Below are 20,601 nucleotides of genomic sequence, written 5' to 3'. Positions count from 1 at the left end.
TTTTATCCCCTTTCAACGTTTCGTTCCTTCTCCCCTCTAATCAAGAGAGTTCCTCCTGCTCTGCTAATCTTTCAACGAACCAATCAATACACCTTTTACAAAATACTTTTGGACAAACGGATAAACCATTACGATCGGCAAAGTCGCCACCATCATAATTGCCATTGATAAGGACTTGCCAGTGACACCAGTCATTTCCGCCAAACGTGCTGCTGAGCCAGAATCGATTTGACTCATTTGCGAACTCACCGTATTCGAATTCAAGACTCGTTGCAAAAAGGTCTGCAAGGGAATGAGATGATCTGAAGTAATGTAGATGCTTGGCATAAACCAATCATTCCAATGCCCAACGGCGGTAAATAGCGACAAAGTGGCAATGACTGGACCTGATAACGGCAAAATGATTCGGAAAAACGTGCCCCAATACCCACACCCATCAATTTTCGCTGAATCCTCCAATCCTTTCGGCAGTTGCTGAAAGAACGTACGGAAGATGATCATATTCCAAACACTGATCAGACCAGGAATGATCATTACCCAAAAAGAATCCATCAGTCCAAGTGAACGTACCACTAAAAAGGTTGGAATCAAGCCGCCGCTGAAGAACATCGTGAGGATGAAAAAAATCGTAATAAATTTTCGCCCCATCAGTTCTCTTTTTGACATTCCATATGCTGCCATCGCTGTCAGCATGATAGATGAAAACGTCCCGATCACTGTCCGTAAGACACTGATGAAAAAGGCATTCATCAAGCGCTGATCTTGAAAGACGATCTGATAGTTTTCCAACGTGAATTCTCTTGGCCAAAACGTGATCCCACCAGTCACCGTGTCACGTCCAGAATTAAAGGAAATCACCAGCGAATTCCAGAAGGGATAAAACGTCAAGAATGCAAGCGTTATCAAGAAGAGGTAAATAAAAATCATCATCGCTTGGTCGCCCCAATTTTTCTTCATTGTTCATTTCCTCCTCTGCTGATTACCATAAGCTGTGACCCACTTTGCGTGCGAAAAAGTTTGCTCCGCTCAAAAGAGTGACACTAATGACTGCTTTGAACAAACCAACAGCTGTTGCGTATGAATATTGAGAGTTGCTGATCCCTACCCGATACACATAGGTATCAATGACATCCGCCACATTTCTAAGAGCTGGATTGCTCCCCAGTAAAAGCAAATCTTCAAAGCCCGCATTCAATAAGTTGCCGATCTCCAAAATGAGAAAAATCGTAATGATTGGAACGATCGAAGGCAGAGTGATCAAAAAGACTTGCTGAAATTTCGTTGCGCCATCTAGTGATGCTGCTTCGTACAGTTGCGGATCGATCCCAGCAATGGCTGCCATATAGACGATCGAGCCAAAGCCAATCGATTTCCAAAGATTTGTCGTAACGATGATCGTCCAGAAATAGCGAGGGATCGATAAAAAGTTGATTGGTTCATCGATCAGGTTTAAACTCTCCAAAGCAATATTTAAGCTACCGTTATCCATCGATAAAATCGACATCGTAAATCCCGCCACGATCACCCATGATAAAAAGTGTGGGAGATAAGTAATCGTCTGCACCACACGCTTGAAGGCAACGTTCTTGACCTCGTTAAGCATCAATGCCAACAAAATCGGTGCTGGAAAACAAATAGCAATCTTTAGCACACTGATCATAATGGTATTCCGTAAAATTTCCCAAAAACGTGGTTCACTAAAAAAGCGCCGAAAATTATCAAAGCCGATCCATGGACTGCCTGTCATACCTTCAAAAATATTGTACTGTTGAAACGCCATCAAAATCCCGTACATTGGGATATAACTAAAAATGCCTACCAGTAAGATCGCAGGCAGTACCATCATCTGCAGATCCCACTGAGCAAAATATCGCTGTATCCACTTTTTTTCCATCACATCTACTCCTTGTCTTCCCAATTCCACCTTGTCGCACCCACAATAGAAACCGCATACAAAATAAACAACGAACAATCTCTGCGTCCAGAGCCATCGAATCTCGATTCTTTTTTATTATAAATTAATAATAACCACAATTCAATATAATGTTTAGGTTTTTTGAATCATAATGGCTATTATATTAAGTTTTAAAACAAGCACCCAAACTATTAAATAACAAAACAAGAAAAGTCAAATAGATTGGACCTGCTCTGCTAATACAGATAAACTACCGTTTTTTCAATGATTGGTCTTCAAATCGATGTAACAGGTTTTTGCACTCTTTCGTGCGAAATAAAAACAAAAGTTTCTTTTTTTGACAAAAAAAAGAAAAAGCAGAGAATCGGCCTCTCTGCTTTTTCTTTCATAACCTATTATTTTTTAACGATAAACCACCATTCGATACCGATCGCATCGTAGGTCGTCAACAACTTCCGTTTTTTGTCGATGAAGAACTCTTGGTTCTTCTCAGACAAGTGTTTTTCCAATGTATCGATATCTTCTTGACTGATGGAGATTTTCAAGAAGTCTAAGCCAAGCACCTCATGGGTCGGCAAATCGATCGTACCACCTTGTGCTTCAGTCAAGCCGACTTGGAAGTCACCATCATTGAGGATAAATTCCTTCGTTTCGGCTTCTTTTGTTTTCAAGCCTAAGCTTTCTTCTAAGAAAAGCTGCTCTTTGGCTAGATCACTGACGTTTAAATACAGCTTGCCAAAATGAGTTTCTTTTGATAAGCCAGCCGCTTTTGCAGGTGCCGCTTTGATCAATTCTGCTTCGTCTTTTGGTACCGCAGTTCCTGCGGGTGCTGTAAATAAGACTTCAATTTTGTTCCCTTCTGGATCAGCTATAATAAAGCCTAATTGATTCGCTTCATAACGAGCTTCTTCGAAAGCAATCGCTTTTTGTTGGGCATTGCTCGCGATAGTTGCCGCTTCTTCTAATGAGGATACGGCTAAGACGATGCGCTGCATTTTTTTGATCTCGCCGAAGTGATCGTTGGCACGCGGGCTTTCTTCCAACCATAAAACTTCTCTATCTAATCCTTTTAGACCAAAGATGGCCAATTCATTTTCTTCTCTTTTCAACTCAAAACCAAGTACATCCCGATAAAAGGCAATCGCTTGATCGCGGTCTTTTACCCGGATTGCAACAGTCAGCAACTTCGTACTGCTCCCCAATAAGAAATCTGTCATTGTTTCTCCCCCTACTTACATATGTACTCATTGTACTGATAAAACGAAATTCTAGCAAATGAAATCCCTACCTATTTTATTCTTTTTTTAGAGAAAATAAGAAGAAAAGCACAGAAAAGTCAGAATTTTGCATTTTTATGAGTAGAGAAGAGGCATTTGGGTGTTGCTAATGGCTTCAGCTACAGACAGCTGCGGCTGGACTTGCCGCGAGGATCTGGGTTCCTAAATGATCGATTCGATCGGTGATACAAACGGCAGCTACCCCTGCTTTCAAGGCTTTCTGCGCACTTTTTAGTTTTGGCAGCATGCCGCCTGTGACTACTTCTTCGGTGATCAAACGGGGGATCTCTTCAAAAGAAACAGCCGATAACCACTTGCTTTCTTGCTTGATCCCAGGGACATCCGTCAACAAATATAGTTTTTCGGCTTGTAAACTGGCAGCAACCTGACACGCTACTTCATCGGCATTAATGTTCAGCCATTGCCCCTCTGGGGTAATTCCTAGCGGTGCCAAGATCGGGACATGTTTTTTCTCTGTCAAGAGCTGCAGGAAAGCAGCGTTGATTTGTTGAACCTTCCCCACCTCTCCTAATTTTTCTTCATCAATGACTTCTCCTTGAATCAGTTGATCACAGCCAGCATTCAGTCCTACGGCATGGAACCCAGCTTGCTGGAAAGCGGTCGTGATCAGCGGTTGAACTTGTCCCAAAAGGACCATTCTAGTTACTTCAAGCGTCTGGGGGTCGGTCACCCGCAGGCCGTCTTTGATCGTGACTGTCAACGCCATTTTCTCCATCATTTCTGAGATGTAGTGACCGCCGCCATGGACGATGACTACTTTTTTGCCCGCAGCTTGCCAATCTGCTATCGTCTCAAAGAATGACGGGGTTAAATTGTCTGAGGCGACACCGCCGATTTTTACTACGATCGTTTCCATCTACTCGCTCCTTTTTGTCTAGTACCTGATTTCTTTCAGGTATGATATAGTGCGTTGATTTTCACATAGTCATACGTCAGATCACAGCCCCAAGCGGTGCCAACACCTGCCCCTTCTTTCAGCTCGACAACGACCTTGACTTCATTTTCCGCCAATTGTTCTTGCATGATGGTTTCGTCAAAAGCTATCGGTGTCCCTTGGACAAAGACGGGAATGTCGGCTAATGCAATCGATACCGTTGCTGGATCGATCGGCTGCCCACTATAGCCCACTGCACATAAGATACGCCCCCAGTTCGGGTCTTTGCCAAAGAGGGCTGTTTTGACCAGTGGCGAACCAACGATGGTTTTGCTGATCATTCGGGCTGCTTCATCGGTCACAGCTCCACTCGTATGAGCTTCGATCAATTTGCTGGCGCCTTCTCCGTCCTTTGCAACTGCTTTGGCTAGTGCGGTCAGAACTGCTTTGAGCATCCCTTTAAACTCATGATAAGCTGGCGTGCCAGCTTCGATCGTTGGATTTTTGGCTAACCCGTTAGCTAAAACTAACACCATATCATTGGTGGATGTATCGCCATCGACCGTGATTTGATTGAAGGTAACGTCGGTTAATTCTTTCAGCAGTGCTTGCAAGAGTGCTGGAGCGATCGCCGCATCCGTCGTAACAAAGGCCAGCATCGTAGCCATATTGGGATGGATCATACCAGACCCTTTGGCACAGCCCGCAACAGTCACCGTTTTGTCAGCGATCGTTGATTGGATGACACTGCTTTTTTCAGTCAGATCCGTCGTCAAAATCGCTCTTTGAAATCGGTGGGCATCCCCTTGCCTGTTTAGTTGCTGAATCCCTGCAGTGATTTTTTCCATCGGTAAGCTCTTACCAATGATCCCGGTGGAGGCTACCGCAAAGGCTTCGGGACTCGTATGCAGCTGGGCTGCTGCCAATTCTGCCATCTCTTGTGCATCTTTTAAACCTTGCTCCCCGGTACAAGCATTGGCATTGCCCGCATTGACGATCACGCCTTGCAAGGTGCCTGCTTGCATTTTTTCCTTTGTAACGAGAATGGGTGCCGCTTGTACTTGATTGGTGGTAAAGACTGCCGCAGCACTGGCTGGCACTTCAGAGACGATCCAACCAAGATCGACTTTCTCTTTCTTCAGACCGCAATGCAGACCGTCGGCAAAAAAACCTTTGGGGGTTGCGATCGTTCCTTCGATTTCTTTCATTTTCTTTCCTCCTACTGCCACCTTTTTGCGGATTGTCCACTGGCTGACACGAGTATCCTCACGCGTCTGTTGGCTATTTTATGGATATAACGGTGCTTGCATAAGACCAGTCGTTTCTGGTATCTTTGCCCATCGATTGAAGTTTTGGATCGCTTGGCCAGCAGCCCCTTTGCCTAAATTATCGATCACTGCGACAACGGTCAACACTTGGGTCAGCGGATTGAAACATATGCCAATGTCACAAAAATTCGTTCCCGTCACTTGCCGCAGCTCGGGCAGCTTTCCTAACGGTTGCACTCGGACAAACGGATGGTCTTGATACGTTTTTACGTACTGCTCATAGATGTCCTCTTGCGAAATCGCGTCTTTGATAGGCGCATAAAGCGTCATAAAGATCCCTCTTTTGACAGGCAGTAAGCTGGTAGAAAATTGGATCGGCGGCATTGCCTGATCCCATTGCTGAAACTGTTGCATGATCTCAGGAATATGCTGATGCTGATTTGGCTTATACATCGTCATGTTATCCGCAGCGGTTGCAAAGTGACTGCTGTCCGTCAATTTCTTACCAGCACCCGACAAACCCGACTTGCCATCAAAAATCAACGTACCGCTGAATAGTTTTTGCTGAACCAACGGCGCAGCAGCTAAAATGGCAGCAGTCGCATAACAGCCTGGATTGGCGATCAAATTGCCAGGAGTCGTTGCAAACTCAGGCAGCGAATAGGTCGCTTGTGCCAACAACTCGGCAGGTGCAGCTTCTTGGTGATACCATTTTTGATAGCTATCCCGATCCTTCAATCGCAGATCACCAGAAAGGTCAATCACTGGAAAGTCATTTGCGACAAGAGTCGCTGCGAGTTCTTTGCTGATTCCAGCAGGAGTCGCAAAAAACACGAGTTGATTTTCCTTTTGGATTTTTTCTGCATCAAAAGGTTCGATCAGCCGCTCTGTCAGTCCAATTAAATGAGGATACAAAACAGATGAATTTTCATGCATAGAATGACTATGCAAGGTGCCCACCTCCAATTGGGGATGTTGCTGGATCAAACGAATCAATTCAATTCCGGTATACCCTGTTACACCAACGATTGCTGCCTTCAAACACGTCACTCCTCAAAAGAATTTACTTAAGATTATAAGAAACTCCCATCGCTCTGTCAATGATTATTTATAAAACTATTCAAAATAAACTCGCTATTATTCGGTTTTTATAAGAAAAAAAGCCCGAAAAATCTATTTTTATGCAATTATGCTAAGACAGCTTGCAAAATCGCCAAGGCTGCTGTCGTTTCCTCTTGCGAGATCGTTAAAGGCGGCAGCAAGCGCAAAACCTTGGTTCCCGCTTTTAATGCGAGGAGGCCTTGGTTCCGCAGTTGGGTCAACACGGATTGCAAGCTTTCCGAATCGGCTAATTCGATACCGATCATCAATCCTTTCCCACGAATCGCCTGCACCTTAGATAGTCCTTGCAATCCGTCGAGAAACTGCTGCTGGCGCAATTGAACATTGACTTGAATGCCCTCTTCTTGCAACACACTGCAAACGGCACTAGCAACGGCCATCGCTAATTTATTGCCACCAAAGGTCGAACCGTGACTACCAGGTCCAAAAGCCGTTTGCAAATGGCTTTTGCCTAGCATCGCTCCGACAGGGATCCCGTTACCAAGCCCTTTTGCTACGGTAAAAAGATCAGGTTCAATGCCATATCCTTCAAAAGCAAACAGTGTTCCTGTCCGCCCCATCCCGGTTTGGATCTCATCCACCACCAGTAGTACCCCCAACTCCTGACAAAGGGCTGCCACCGCTTGGACCCACGCCACCTCAGCAGGGATCACACCGCCTTCGCCTTGGATCAATTCTAAAAACACGGCTGCTGTCTGCTCATCTAAAACGGCTTGCAATGCCTCAAGGTCATTAAAGGGTACATACACCATCTCTGGTACTAACGGTCCAAACCCATCATGGATACTACTTTGTCCAGTCAAAGACATCGCCCCAAAGGTCCGACCATGGAAAGATTGTTCAAAACTAATGACTTTGCTGCGGCCAGTCGCTTTGCGAGCCAACTTTAAAGCAGCTTCGTTCGCCTCAGCGCCACTATTGCAAAAATAAGCCAGATACGGCTCGTCTGAAGCGCTCTTTTGATTTTGGGTCAGCTTCTGGGCAACTTTTTCTTGCAACTGGCTGTCATACAAATTCGGCACATGCCAAATCTGCTCTGCTTGTGTCATCAACGCGGCTTGCACTTTGGGATGCCCATAACCGAGATTAACGACCCCGATGCCACTTGTTAAATCTAAATATTGGTTGCCTTGCGAATCTACCACATAGCTGCCGTTGCCTTGCTGGATATCGATGGGTAAACGGCTGTAATTAGGAAAAAGATGACTCATTGGGTTCACTCCTTGTCTTGGATTATTCGAAATTATGTATTAATATACATTTTAATCCAGTTAATTGCAATAAATATTTAAATTAAAGCGATAAAAATTCATAAAAAAAAGAAAGCAGTGACAATCACTGCTTTCTTTCAGTCAACCTTTGGCGGTCTGTTTATCATCATTTGGGGAAGAATTTCTTTCATTACAAACAGTGGATCACGCCACTTCTTCTGAAAATTGACTGTTATACAGGTCTGCATAGAAACCGTTTTGTGCCATCAATTCCTCATGATTTCCAGTCTCAACAATGGACCCGTGATTCATCACGATAATATTGTCAGCATCACGAATCGTAGAGAGACGGTGAGCAACCACAAAGCTGGTCCGATTTTCTAACAAACGACCCATCGCTTTTTGGATCAAGATTTCCGTCCGCGTATCGACACTAGAAGTTGCTTCATCCAAAATCAAAACGTCGGGATCCGCTAAGAAGGCGCGGGCGATCGTGATCAGCTGACGTTGACCTTGGGAAATGTTGCTGGCTTCTTCATTCAAGACCGTATCATAGCCTTCTGGCAATTTGCGAACAAAATCATCCACATGGGCAGCTTTCGCCGCAGCGATCACTTGCTCTTTGGTTGCTTTTTCATTTCCATAATGAATGTTGTCATAGATGGAACCAGTAAACAACCACGTATCTTGCAGCACCATCGAGATATTACTACGCAACTCATCACGAGTCAAGTCTCGGGTATCTTTGCCATCGTAACGAATGCTACCGCCAGAAACATCATAAAAACGTTCCAAGAGATTGATCAGCGTGGTTTTCCCAGCGCCGGTAGGTCCTACGATAGCCACCATCTCACCAGCTTTGACATCCAGATTAAAATCGGTCATCAATAATTTGTCTGGGGCATAACCAAATTGAACATGATCGAAACGAACTTTGTATTCACTGTCTTCCACTGGCAATCCAGAAGGCTCATCAGTCATTTCTTCTTCATCCAAGACTTCAAAGACCCGTTCGGCAGATGCAACGGTTGATTGGATGGTGTTTAGCAAGCTAGCGATTTGAGTGATCGGTTGAGAGAATTGATTGGTGTATTGCAAGAATGCTTGCACATCCCCTAACGTCATGTTCCCATTCGCCACTTTGATCCCACCAAGGACAGCCACGAAGACATAGCCTAAGTTTTTAATGAAGTTCATCAAGGGCATAATGATCGCTGAAATAAATTGGGCTTTCCAACCAGCGGAATACAGACGGTCATTTTCTTCTTCAAAAACGACTTGATCGGCGGCTTCATGGTTGAAGGTTTTGACAACGGTATGACCGCCGTAAGTTTCTTCGACTTGGTCATTGAGCAATCCTAAACTTTTTTGTTGTGCCGCAAAGAATTTTTGCGATTTTGGTGCGACGATCATCACGACGATCAAGCTTAAAGGAACCGTTGCTAAAGCAACCAAAGTCAGTTGCCAACTGATCGTCAGCATCATCCACAAAACCCCGATAAAGGTCACGACACTCGTAATAAATTGGGTCAAGTTTTGTTGCAGGGTACTTGCGATATTATCCATATCATTGATCGCCCGTGACATGATATCCCCATTTGAGTGAGTATCATAGTAAGAGATCGGCAAGCGGTTCATTTTTTCATCTAAGTCTCGACGCAGCTCATAAACCGTCCGTTGCGAGACACGGGTCATAATAAACTGTTGTAGAAAGTTGAAGACGGCTGAAATCACATACATGCCGATCGCGATCAAAATGATTTGACCAACTTTCTCAAAATCGATAGGAAATTCTGTTACCTGTTGGCCGGCTTGCATCTGCTGCGCACCGATCATGACACCTTTAAAAATTTCAGTGGTCGCTTCCCCTAAAATTTTCGGTGTTTGGATTTGGAAGATCACGGCTGCGATCGCTAAAACGAAGACGGCAATGATAGCGATGGACCGTTTCGACATGTACCCGAAAAGCCGTTTGACCGTCCCCCAAAAGTTTTTTGGTTTTGGTCCTTTGGCACCGATGTTACGGCCTGGACCGCCGCCCATTGGTCCGCCACGGTGTTGTGTTGTTGTTTTCTTTTCACTCATGCAAGATCCTCCTCTCTCAATTGTGAAGAAACGATTTCTTGGTAGGTTTCATTGTCTGCCATTAATGATTCATGGGTCCCTTTTCCTACGAGTTTTCCTTCATCCAATACTAAGATCGTATCGGCATCCATGACGGTGCTGACCCGTTGGGCAACCACGACCATAATGCTGTCTTGCATGTCGCGTTTCAGCGCTGCTCGTAAGTTAGCATCGGTTTTGAAGTCCAGTGCGGAGAAGGAATCATCAAAGACATAGACATCTGCTTGTTTCACTAACGCACGAGCGATCGCTAAACGTTGACGTTGTCCACCAGAGAAGTTGCCGCCGCCTTGTTCTACACGGCTATCTAAGCCATCTGCCAGTTCGGAGACAAAATCTTTGGCTTGGGCGATCTCTAAGGCTTGCCAGATTTCTTCATCTGATGCATCGGGTTTTCCGTATTTCATATTTTCACGAATGGTACCAGAAAACAGTACCGCTTTTTGCGGAACAAAGCCCACGACTTCTCGTAGATTGTGCTGGGTGACTTCTGCAATATTGACCCCATTGATTTTGATTGCACCAGACTCCACATCGTACAAACGAGGCAAGAGATTGACTAAGGTCGTTTTCCCTGAGCCCGTCCCACCGATGATGGCAACAAAATCACCAGATTTTGCTTGAAAATCGATATCTTCCAACGCCAATTTCTCAGCGCCTTGGTAGCGATACGCCACATGGTCAAAGGCCAAGGTTGCTTGGTCCCCTTGTAAGCTCAATGTCGCTGGTGTTTTTGGATCGAGAATTTCATCTTCTTCATTTAAGACTTCGTTGATCCGATCAGCTGATGCTTGGGCTCTTGGCACCATCACGAAGATCATGGACAGCATCATAAAGCTGATCAAAATTTGCATTGCATAGGTCATAAACGCAATCAAGTTTCCGACTTCTAAGGTCATTTCGGCAATATAATGACCCCCAAACCATGTGATAGCAATGTTCGTCCCACTCATGATCAACGTCATCAATGGCATCATCAATGCCACGATGGTGTTTACTTTAATCGCGGTGTGGGTGTAATCTTTGTTGGCTTCATCAAAGCGATTCGCTTCATAATCCGTCTTGTCAAATGCCCGAATAACGCGGACCCCCGTCAAGCCTTCACGAAAGACTAAGTTCAAACGGTCGGTTTTCTTTTGCATACTTTTGAATAAAGGAACGGCAAAATACATAATACCGCCGACCAATACTAGCATGATAGGAATAACAACTAAAAAGATTCTTGTTAATTGGGCATCTTTTTGATAGGCCAAGAAACTCGCCCCAATCAGTGTGATCGGTGCATTGATCATCATACGTAAAAACATTTGCGTCACCATTTGAATTTGGTTGACGTCGTTGGTGGTTCTTGTAATCAATGATGCGGTCCCGAATTTATCAAAAGATCGAGAAGAAAAATTCTCAACTTTTTGGTAAATGTCCGAACGTAGTTTTTGTCCTAATTTTTGTGATTCTCTTGTTGCGAAATACGTATTTCCTAAAGCGGCGATGATACTGATCAATGAAAAGCCGATCATGTAAAAGCCGGTTTTCCAAATGTAATCAATGTCGCCTGTCGCCACCCCATTGTTGATAATATTGGAAGTCAATGTCGGTAGATACAAATCAGAAACGACTTGGATCACCATAAACACCACTGCCATGATTATGGAAATGACGGATACGCGTTTTATCAGCTTAATCATAGGTTTCCCCTCTTTCTTTTTTTGCGCCCTCTCTTAACCAGCGGACTTTACTGTTGAAATCAGCGATCGCTTCGGCAGGATCATAGTCTGGATCAAACGCTGATTGGCGATAGGCTTCGGCAATCGTCGAAAAAACGGTATGCATCAGCAGCTGGATCAGCATTTTCAACTCATGGTCGTCTTTGACTTTCAATAAATCTTTGTCGACCTCTGACAAAAAGATGGCTTGCTGCTTCTGCCGATCGGCTTTGTTTTCTTGATGCATCTTGTGCTGCATCTCTGGCACGACTTTATGGAAGGAACGATAATCCATACTCATAAATAAATTGCGGTAAAAGTTTGCGTTTTTGCCTTTGAAAACCTCGGCGATCATCCGTGAAAAGTACCATTCGAACCCCGCAAACAGATCCCCGTTTTCATGTTGGATCGATTTCAGCAGATCTCGCTGACTATTTTTTTTCAACGTATGGAAATAATAGTAATAAAGATCTTCTTTGTTTTCGAAGTATTGGTAAAAACTCCCGCGAGGAATCTCGGCATCTTTGATGATGTTGGCGATCGAGGCGTCTTTCAGCGGCAGTCTTGAGAATTCTTTTTTCGCCGCATTTAAGATGCGCTTTTGTTTTTCTGGCGGCAAGTGAAAAAATGTATCGGTCGGCATCACAAGCAACTCCTTTCTAATTTAAAATAAATCACAGCTCTCGATATGACACGTTGTCATATGACACTGTGTCATTATACACTCCTCACCAGAGAATGCAAGAATTTAAATTTGACTTTTTTATGAAGGAATCGATTCTGGTCTTTTTATAAAGGGTGTTATTTGAAAAGAAATAACCAATGAAATTTCTGAAAACAAAAAACCTTCGTTTCCCTGATGGAAAACGAAGGTTGCTATTTTTTGATTCTGACGATTATAAATAACAATCATTTTTTCTTGCGGCGCCATAGAATCAAGAAAACGATCAGCAGCAGGATAACACCTGCGATCAGTAAGGTATAGCTTGGCGCTTCATTGGTTTTAGGTAATGTTTTTTCACCATCGGCAGTAGCGTTGGCCTCTTTCGAAGAAGTCGTTGTCGCTGTTTCTTGAGCACTCGTCGATGTTGCGGTCGCTTCTTCAGTCGTACTCGTTTGCGTGCCTGTAGGCAGATACATGGAATCATTTGCCGCTTGAATGATATACGAGATCCGTCCTGGGACAAAGGCACCTGGATCGACTTGCATCTCTTGTTCCATCTGATTTAAATTGGTCAAAATTGAGATCATCCATTCGTTGGAAACGGCTTGATTCAAATGTAAAAAGACTCCGTCTGCTGGATAGACGACCCGTAAATATTCCTGCAGCTGATCCACAACAGGAATCAAGTCAGCAAAACTGGCGTAGCTATTTGCATCAAAAGCCAGTTGCGGCTCAATGGCTTCCCAGGATAACGTCTGATCGACAAACAAGGCACCGATGATTTTTGCTAAGTAAGCAATATCAAAGCCCATCGCATCACTGGAATAACGTAGCGCCAGGCGATTGCCATTGGTCAATTCTTCATCTGTCAACTGGTCCAACTGTTCTTGGGTAAATGCGGTCACACTTCCTTCAGTGATCCCTTGGGTTAAGGCGCTACGCAGCGAACTAGGTTCATCGGCTAACGTGTTGATCTCACTGACATCTTGCGTCCCCGTCTCTGCTTGGATCGAGGCAATAACAGCTTCGGAATCGACTGGTTCTTGATTCTCGGTAGTCGTAGTTTCTGAAGCAGCGGATTGATCCGTCTCTTGATTTTCTACTGTACTTTCTTGGACAGGAGCTTGTGTCTGATCCGTTCCTGATTGCTCCTCTGATGAAAGCGTCTCGCTAACGGTAGCCTGATTGCCACTTTCACTCGTAGCTGTTTCATCTGCATGAACCATCAGTGGTGAAAAAGCTAGCGTCATTAGTCCGAACCAAATTATTTTTTTCATCCTCATTGCCTCCTCGAATGGGATCACTCCCTTTGTAACGAAACTGTAACATAAAGGAAAATTTTTCGCAATCTATTTAGTAACTTCTTAAAAAAAACCTCTATCTTTATCCGATAGAGGTTTTAACATTATTTTATCGTTGCCACATGCATGACGGCTTGACCCGCTTTTGTTTCTGTTCCTGGTAACCCTTCGACATTGGCTACTTGCTCCATATTGGTGATGATCACGAGCATCTCAGAAGCTTTGCCTTTAGCCGTCAACTGTGCCAAATCGACTTGGGCAACTTGGGTAGCTGGTGTCACGGCTTGGCCTTCCTCCACCAGGATCTCAAAAGGGGCTCCTTGCAATTCGACGGTGTCAACACCCATGTGCAGCAGAATCTCTAGCCCGCTGGCAGTCTTGATCCCCAATGCATGTTTCGTGGGAAAAATCGTCGTGACGGTTCCTGCTGCTGGTGCATAGATCGCACCATTGTCTGGCAAGACGAAATACCCGTCGCCCATCATTTTTTGCGAAAATACCGGATCACTTGATGCACTGATCGCTTTTGTCGTGCCTGTGGCTACTGCGTATAAAGGGGTATCGATCGTTTCTTTTGATGGAGTTGCTGTCGTTTCCTTTGCAGCCGTTTCACTCGTTTCTTTTGGTTGCGGTTGCACAGTAACGGTTGCAGCTGGTTTTGCTTCTTCTGCCTCGCTTTCTTTGACTGCTTCTAAGCGATCTTTCGGAATCCCAAAGAAGTAGGTGGCAACGAAGCCGCCAGCATAGCCTGCTAACAAGCCGAAAATATAGCCCATCCAACGGCCGTTGGCAATCAAGGGGATCAAAGCTAGCCCTGATGGTCCAATCGCCGTTGCGCCGATATTTGTCAAAGCGCCAATGACCGCACCACCGATCCCACCACCAATACAAGCAGTGATAAATGGTCGACCTAATGGCAACGTCACTCCGTAGATCAATGGTTCGCCGATGCCTAAGATCCCAACTGGCAATGCGCCTTTGATCATTTCAGAAAGCTCTTTGTCTTTACGTAGTCGTACCCATAAGGCTAAAGCTGCACCGACTTGACCAGCACCAGCCATGGCTAAGATCGGTAATAATTGCGTGCTGCCTGTTGCTTCGATCATTTGAATGTGGATCGGGGTCAAAATTTGATGCAAACCAAACATGACCATTGGTAGGAAGGCCGCCCCTAAGACAAACCCAGAGAAAGCACCGCCCACGTTCAAGACCCAAGTGATCGAACCGACTAAGCTGTCAGAGATCAGACCTGCCAATGGCATGATCAAGAAAATCTCCGTCAAACCGATGATCAGCAAACACAACGTCGGGGTCACGATAATATCGATCGCTTCAGGAATCACTCGATGCAGCACTGCCTCTAATTTCGCCAAAAGCCATACTGCGAAGATCACACCGATGATCCCTCCTTGGTTGGCAGCTAAAGCTTCGCCAGTGAACAAGTTTTGGATCGGGGCTTCTGGGTTCATACCTGTCAGCAAGATGATCGAACCGATCACGCCACCAAGGGTTGGATTGGCTTTAAAGACCTGCGCTGCATTGACCCCAGTAAAGATCGCTAAATAGGTGAACATCCCATTTCTGAGGACGTTTAAAATCATGACATAATAATTCCAAGTATCTCCATCTAATCGGCCAGCCGTGATCATGTTGGTCAGGACAGAAGCGATCCCTGCGACGAGTCCTGCACCAACGAAGGCTGGAATCATTGGAACAAAGATATTAGAAATATCTTTCAGCAGCGACTTTAATGGTGATGATTTTTGTTTGGCTTTTTGGGCTGCTTTCATCTCTGCCGTTTTTTCTGATAACGCCTCTTTGCCTGATTTTTGCGGTGGGATCTCTTGCCCTAAATCAACACCAGCTTTTGCCACCATTGCATTGGCTACTTTGTTGACTTTCCCTGGTCCGATAATGACTTGCAGCTGCTCGTCATTGACGACACCCATCACACCGGGAATCTCTTTTAACCCTTGTTGATCGACCTTGTCGTGGTCGCGGACGGTCATTCGTACGCGAGTCATACAGTGATTGACTGTTTCTACGTTGTCCATTCCGCCGGCTTCTTGAAAAATCTTCTCCGCTAACTCTTCTACCGTTAGTGTTTCTTTTGCCATTACTTTTCTCCCCCTAACGCCGTTTTGACAAACCCTTGTGCCGTGGCAAGTTTTGCTTGTGCTTCGTCTTTCGTGCTATCAGTCAACAGCATCACGATCGCCAATTTGACATTCTGATCTGCTTCTTCAAATGCCGCGGCGGCTGTTTCATAATCAGCTTCAGTCGCCTGCATGATGATCCGTTTTGAGCGTTCCACCAATTTTTCGTTGGTCGCTTTCACGTCGACCATCAAATTATTGTAGACTTTGCCGATCCCTACCATCGATAACGTCGAAATCATATTCAAAATCAATTTTTGGGCAGTCCCTGATTTCAAACGAGTCGAACCTGTCAGAAATTCTGGTCCACAATCGACCTCGATTGGAAAGCTGGCATGCTGAGAGATCTCCGCATCTTTATTACAAGCGATCGTAGCCGTTGTGGCACCGAGCTCATTGGCATAGTCAAGCGCCCCAATCACGTAAGGGGTTCTGCCACTGGCAGCGATCCCGATCACCATATCATTTTGGTTCAACTTCAAATCGATAAGGTCTTGTTTCCCTAGCGTTAAGGAGTCTTCTGCTCCTTCGACAGCGACCGTCATCGCTTCTTCGCCACCGGCGATCAAACCGACCACCATCTCAGGTGATACCCCAAAGGTTGGGACACATTCGGCCGCATCCAAGACGCCTAATCGACCACTCGTCCCAGCGCCAAGATAAATCAAGCGTCCGCCCTTTTTAAAAGCGACGATGGTTTGTTCAATCACTTTTTCAATACTAGGAATTTCTTTTTCCACCGCATAGGCAACTTTTTGATCTTCTTGGTTCATTTTTTGACACGCTTCTAAAATCGTCATTTCATCTAAATTGCTCGTTTCGCTATTGCGTCGTTCGGTCGTTAATTTGTCTAAATTGATTTTATTCATCGGAATCATCTCTTTCTAATTTAAATCGCATCCCTGCTTTGATTTGTTGGATCAACGGCAGATCGGCTGGTATCACCTGAGCGGCGAGGTTGACTTTTGGGTCTGCCGGCAAAGGTCGTTTGCACACCTGGATCTCTCCCATATAGCGCAAGTACTCTTTGTTATCGATCGTCACAGCCCCCACTGGCCGCTCTTGACTAAGTTCAGGTTTGACTTCTGGAATGGCATTGAAACGGGCATCGGCGCTGCGCAAGACATCCCGAGCTTCATCGTAACGATTTTGGTGATTCCCTAAGACGTGTTCAAAGTAAGTGGAACCAAGATCTTTGACCCGCAAAACGATCCGCGCTTCTTGCAGATACGTCGCAAACTGCTGGGCACTTTTTTCAGAAACCATGCCATCGCCAATGTAAACAGCATCGACTGAGCCAGTTGCCAATAAGTCGATCGCTGCGGCAAAAGGCGACCAGTTGCGGTGTTTTTCCAGTGTGGGTAATCCTTGAAATAACGGTCCGCGTTTCTTGGCATCCCCTGGAACAAAGGCTTGGACGAAAAAGCCTTGTGCTTTCAACCAGCGGTTCTTCTCCTGAAACCAGCCAACATCCAGTCCCGTTTCTGGTCGGGGGTAATAATTGTGCCAAGCTTCCAAACGAGTAAAATCGGCTCCATACGCCTGCAGCTCTCGAATGTCTTTTTCCGTCAATGTACTGGCATTCAAACTGATGGTCATTTCTTTTGAAAAAGCTGCGATTTGCTGATTGTCGATCGCATAATCCATTCGTAAACCAGTGACACCGATCTCCCTTAGTTCCGCCAGATTGTCGATGGAAAAGCCCGCTTCTGCTAATGCGTTTCCAGAAATATCTACCATTAAAGACAGCTGATGGTCTTTTGCGAAACCTCCCAAGTCCGTCAAACGCTGCCGATAAGTACTGCGATCATCTTCTGGTATGTGCATGGAGGTGAAAATCCCTTTAAAGCCTGATGCCATCGCAGTCATCTGCTCAAGTTCTGCTGCCGTCAAGTCTTCGTTCATAAATACAGAAAAGCCGAACATCTCTTTGCCTCCTTGATGGGTCACTTTCGTGATACCGTTTTCTATAAAAGCATTATAACTGATTCTTTTCCCATCCGCAACTATATTTCATAATTAAATCGTTAATATAGAAATATCGTTTCATTTAATAAGAAAGCTTTACCGTTTAAACTTTCTTATGCCCTTCTTTCTACACTTATGGTACACTTTATTAGGAACGAAACTTGCTTTCGTCATTTTTACATAGTAGGAGGAATCACATCATCAATGATTACAATGGATGATATTATTCGCGAAGGCAATCCAACCTTGCGTGAAGTAGCAAAAGAAGTACCTTTTCCTTTGAGCGAAGAAGATATTGCACTAGGAAAAGAAATGATGACCTTTTTAGAAAATAGCCAAGACCCAGTCAAGGCAGAAGAACTTGAATTAAGAGGCGGCGTTGGTCTAGCAGCTCCTCAATTAGATATTTCAAAACGAATCACAGCGGTCCTCGTCCCTAGTAGCGACCCAGAAAAAACAGAACCTGATTTTAAAGATGTTCTATACAACCCCAAAATTTTAAGTCATTCCGTGCAAGAAGCTTGTTTGGGTGAAGGCGAAGGCTGTCTGTCCGTGGACCGTGAAGTCCCTGGCTACGTGGTACGCCATGCCCGGATCACGATCAGCTATTACGACATCAACGGCAAAAAGAAAAAAGTTCGTTTGAAGAACTATCCTGCGATCGTCGTTCAGCATGAGATCGATCATTTGAACGGGGTCATGTTCTACGATCATATCAATCAACAAAATCCTTTTTCATTGAAAGAAGGCATTTTAGTCATCGACTAACTAAAAAGTCTCTACCGACATTTTGCGGCAGAGACTTTTTTTCTATACTATTGACTATCTTCCTTCACGGTTTTGGCATTAATTGCCTTTCGCTAGGCTTTCTTGATGATCGGCTTTGATTTTTTCTAATAACGCTGGCTGCTCAAAAAGGTCTAATGCCGTCAGCGCTAAAAGTTCCGCCGCGATGGCGATCGATTGCAAGCCTTTTTCACTCTTGGCAGCGGCTTTGAATTCTTCCGAATGACCCGCAATGTAGTCATCTGAAATCGAAACGGTGGGTTGGATCGTCGGGATCACTTGACTGACATTGCCGACATCAGACGAACCAAGGCTTGTTTTGGCTTCCGTATCGATCTCATCGGCAGGTACGCCCGCTTCTTGGGCATGGGCGAAGAAGATCTCATCAAAACTTGGTGTCACGATCACATCGTCGACGGAGTTTTGGAACAAACCAAATTCATAGGTCGCTCCCGTAGCTAAAGCGGCTCCTTTTACGATGTTTTCGACTTTCTCGTAGACATCATTCAAGGTTGCTCGATTGGCAGCTCGTAAATAAAAACGACCGGCTGCATATTCTGGCACGACATTGGCTGCCACGCCGCCATCGGTGATCACACCATGAATATTGACATCTTTTGGTAAATGCAGGCGCAACCCATTGATCCCGTTAAAGACTTGCAGCAATGCTTCTAACGCGTTGATGCCTTTTTCTGGTGCAGCTGCCGCATGGGAAGCCCGACCATAGAACTTGATATCCACTGGATCATTGGCTAATGAAGCCGTCGTTTTGCCATAGCGATGGGCTGGATGGACACAAAGAGCGGCATCGACATCATCGAAGAACCCTTCACGGACAAAACTGCCTTTAGCGGAACCATTTTCTCCACCTTCTTCTCCTGGCGTCCCATAGACTCGAATCTCCCCGCCTAGCTCATCGATGAAAGGTTGCAGAGCACTGGCAGCTAAGACGGAATAAGTCCCGAAGAGATTGTGTCCGCAGGCATGACCGATGCCAGGTAAAGCATCATACTCGGCTAAAAAGGCAATCGTCGGACCCGGTTTCCCACTGACATAGCGGGCATCAAAGCCGGTGCGATGGCCTGCCACATCCTTTTTAACAGCAAAGCCTTCTTTTTCTAATTGGGCGATCAGGGCATCGGCTGAATAAAACTCATAGTTGCTGACTTCTGGGTGATTGTGGATATCTAATGCCAAGGCTTGATAAGCGGCTAAACGCTCTTGGATAAATGGTTTGATGGCTGCTTTCGTAATAGTTGCTGTTGTCATAATCAAATCTCTCCTTTTTATACATGCTTTTTCAGTTTTTTATCAAATTACATGGTGCTTATTTTGCCCCAAAGGTTTCCCAAGCAGGAACGCTTGATCCTTTTGACGTTTCCTCGATGACTTTTTTCGTATCCTCTGTTTGGTAAGCAGCGACCACTTTTTGGTAAACTTCATTGTCTTCCTCTTCTTTACGGGCGGCAATGATGTTGACGTAAGGACGGGCCGTTTCATCAACAGGCTCTAAAAAGATCGCATCTTCGGTTGGTACAAATCCTGCATCCACCGCCATGCCGCTATTGATGACCGAAACATCGACATCCGAAAGTGCCCGGGCGGTTTGCGCTGCATCAAGTTCTGAAATTTCTAAGTTCAAACGGTTTTCTGTAATATCCGCGACCGTTGGTGTTTGTCCGGCTGCTTCATCCACTTTGATCAATCCAGCTGATTGTAACAAAAGCAATGCCCGACCACCATTGGTCACATCATTAGGGATCGCAACTTTAGCTCCTTCCGCCAAATCGTTGACATCCGTCACTTTGTCGGAATAAATGCCTAATGGTGCATTGACTGTATTGCCGATCGATACGAGATCAGTACCAAATTCTTCATTATAGTTGTCCAAGAAAAATTGGTGTTGGAATGAATTAAGGTCGATGGAACCATCAGCTAAAGCTGCATTGGGTTGATTGTAATCAGAGAATTGGACATATTCTAAATTGATGCCTTCGTCTTTCAAACGATCCTTGACATCGTCCCAGACGTCGGTGTCCGCCCCGATCACCCCTAATTTCACCGTCACTTCTTCTTGATCATTGGCTGCGGCACTGCCATTGTTTCCGCATCCTGTAATAAATAATAATGCTGCCCCTAAGACGATTGATTGTACGATTTTTTTCATTTTTGCTTCCTCCATAGACTTGCTTGTTTTTTTATTTGTACGTA

At 45.0% G+C, this 20,601-nt stretch carries 17 protein-coding genes; 1 reads left to right on the top strand and 16 read right to left on the bottom strand.

Going from position 1 to position 20,601, the window contains the following annotated elements:
* Positions 1-63: 63 nt before the first annotated feature.
* From Q1X33_RS06070 to Q1X33_RS06005, 14 genes are all read right to left on the bottom strand, one after another.
* Positions 64-957, bottom strand: a complete 894-nt coding sequence (locus tag Q1X33_RS06070) for a carbohydrate ABC transporter permease (protein ID WP_005227226.1) — start codon at positions 955-957, stop codon at positions 64-66.
* Positions 958-979: 22 nt separating this feature from the next.
* On the bottom strand, positions 980-1,894 hold the full coding sequence (locus Q1X33_RS06065; RefSeq protein ID WP_050759610.1) for a sugar ABC transporter permease: 915 nt from the start codon (positions 1,892-1,894) through the stop codon (positions 980-982).
* 416 nt (positions 1,895-2,310) lie between these two features.
* Entirely contained in the window at positions 2,311-3,132 is an 822-nt protein-coding gene (locus Q1X33_RS06060) for a VOC family protein (RefSeq protein ID WP_005227224.1), read from the bottom strand.
* 175 nt (positions 3,133-3,307) lie between these two features.
* Positions 3,308-4,069, bottom strand: a complete 762-nt coding sequence (gene argB / locus Q1X33_RS06055; RefSeq protein ID WP_005227223.1) for an acetylglutamate kinase — start codon at positions 4,067-4,069, stop codon at positions 3,308-3,310.
* 35 nt (positions 4,070-4,104) lie between these two features.
* Positions 4,105-5,295 carry a bifunctional glutamate N-acetyltransferase/amino-acid acetyltransferase ArgJ gene (argJ, locus tag Q1X33_RS06050; protein WP_034868852.1) on the bottom strand — a complete coding sequence of 397 codons (1,191 nt, stop codon included), beginning with the start codon at positions 5,293-5,295 and terminating at the stop codon, positions 4,105-4,107.
* Between the two features lie 78 nt (positions 5,296-5,373).
* Positions 5,374-6,396, bottom strand: coding sequence for an N-acetyl-gamma-glutamyl-phosphate reductase (gene argC / locus Q1X33_RS06045; RefSeq protein ID WP_016609579.1), 1,023 nt, complete (start codon positions 6,394-6,396; stop codon positions 5,374-5,376).
* Between the two features lie 146 nt (positions 6,397-6,542).
* Positions 6,543-7,688 (bottom strand): acetylornithine transaminase, encoded by a 1,146-nt coding sequence (locus Q1X33_RS06040; protein ID WP_005227220.1) that lies wholly within the window; start codon positions 7,686-7,688, stop codon positions 6,543-6,545.
* A gap of 204 nt (positions 7,689-7,892) precedes the next feature.
* On the bottom strand, positions 7,893-9,773 hold the full coding sequence (locus Q1X33_RS06035) for an ABC transporter ATP-binding protein (protein ID WP_005227219.1): 1,881 nt from the start codon (positions 9,771-9,773) through the stop codon (positions 7,893-7,895).
* On the bottom strand, positions 9,770-11,497 hold the full coding sequence (locus Q1X33_RS06030) for an ABC transporter ATP-binding protein (RefSeq protein ID WP_005227218.1): 1,728 nt from the start codon (positions 11,495-11,497) through the stop codon (positions 9,770-9,772). Before Q1X33_RS06030 ends, Q1X33_RS06035 begins: the two co-directional genes overlap by 4 nt.
* On the bottom strand, positions 11,490-12,158 hold the full coding sequence (locus Q1X33_RS06025; protein WP_005227217.1) for a TetR/AcrR family transcriptional regulator: 669 nt from the start codon (positions 12,156-12,158) through the stop codon (positions 11,490-11,492). Before Q1X33_RS06025 ends, Q1X33_RS06030 begins: the two co-directional genes overlap by 8 nt.
* 266 nt (positions 12,159-12,424) lie before the next feature.
* Positions 12,425-13,456: an LPXTG cell wall anchor domain-containing protein gene (locus Q1X33_RS06020; protein WP_034868854.1), complete on the bottom strand. Its 1,032-nt coding sequence runs from the start codon at positions 13,454-13,456 to the stop codon at positions 12,425-12,427.
* Positions 13,457-13,584: 128 nt separating this feature from the next.
* On the bottom strand, positions 13,585-15,597 hold the full coding sequence (locus Q1X33_RS06015; RefSeq protein ID WP_005227214.1) for a glucose PTS transporter subunit IIA: 2,013 nt from the start codon (positions 15,595-15,597) through the stop codon (positions 13,585-13,587).
* Positions 15,597-16,505, bottom strand: coding sequence for an N-acetylmuramic acid 6-phosphate etherase (gene murQ, locus Q1X33_RS06010; protein ID WP_005227213.1), 909 nt, complete (start codon positions 16,503-16,505; stop codon positions 15,597-15,599). Before murQ ends, Q1X33_RS06015 begins: the two co-directional genes overlap by 1 nt.
* On the bottom strand, positions 16,498-17,562 hold the full coding sequence (locus Q1X33_RS06005; protein WP_034868856.1) for a DUF871 domain-containing protein: 1,065 nt from the start codon (positions 17,560-17,562) through the stop codon (positions 16,498-16,500). The genes murQ and Q1X33_RS06005 overlap by 8 nt, the downstream gene beginning before the upstream one ends.
* Positions 17,563-17,808: 246 nt before the next feature.
* Between Q1X33_RS06005 and def the strand changes: the two genes are divergently transcribed.
* Entirely contained in the window at positions 17,809-18,372 is a 564-nt protein-coding gene (gene def / locus Q1X33_RS06000; RefSeq protein ID WP_005227211.1) for a peptide deformylase, read from the top strand.
* A 78-nt stretch (positions 18,373-18,450) separates the two neighbouring features.
* Here the strand turns inward: def and Q1X33_RS05995 are convergent, their stop codons facing one another.
* Positions 18,451-19,659: a M20 family metallopeptidase gene (locus Q1X33_RS05995; RefSeq protein WP_015508853.1), complete on the bottom strand. Its 1,209-nt coding sequence runs from the start codon at positions 19,657-19,659 to the stop codon at positions 18,451-18,453.
* Between the two features lie 58 nt (positions 19,660-19,717).
* The gene (locus Q1X33_RS05990) at positions 19,718-20,557 is read right to left on the bottom strand and encodes a MetQ/NlpA family ABC transporter substrate-binding protein (protein ID WP_005227209.1); all 840 of its coding nucleotides are present in this window, start codon (positions 20,555-20,557) and stop codon (positions 19,718-19,720) included.
* Positions 20,558-20,601: the final 44 nt, after the last annotated feature.

The sequence above is a fragment of the Enterococcus sp. B2E4 genome (assembly GCF_030499455.1).
Lineage (GTDB): Bacteria > Bacillota > Bacilli > Lactobacillales > Enterococcaceae > Enterococcus_D > Enterococcus_D casseliflavus.
The sequence above is the reverse complement of the archived record's forward strand: the minus strand, read 5'-3'. Positions and strand labels throughout refer to the sequence as shown.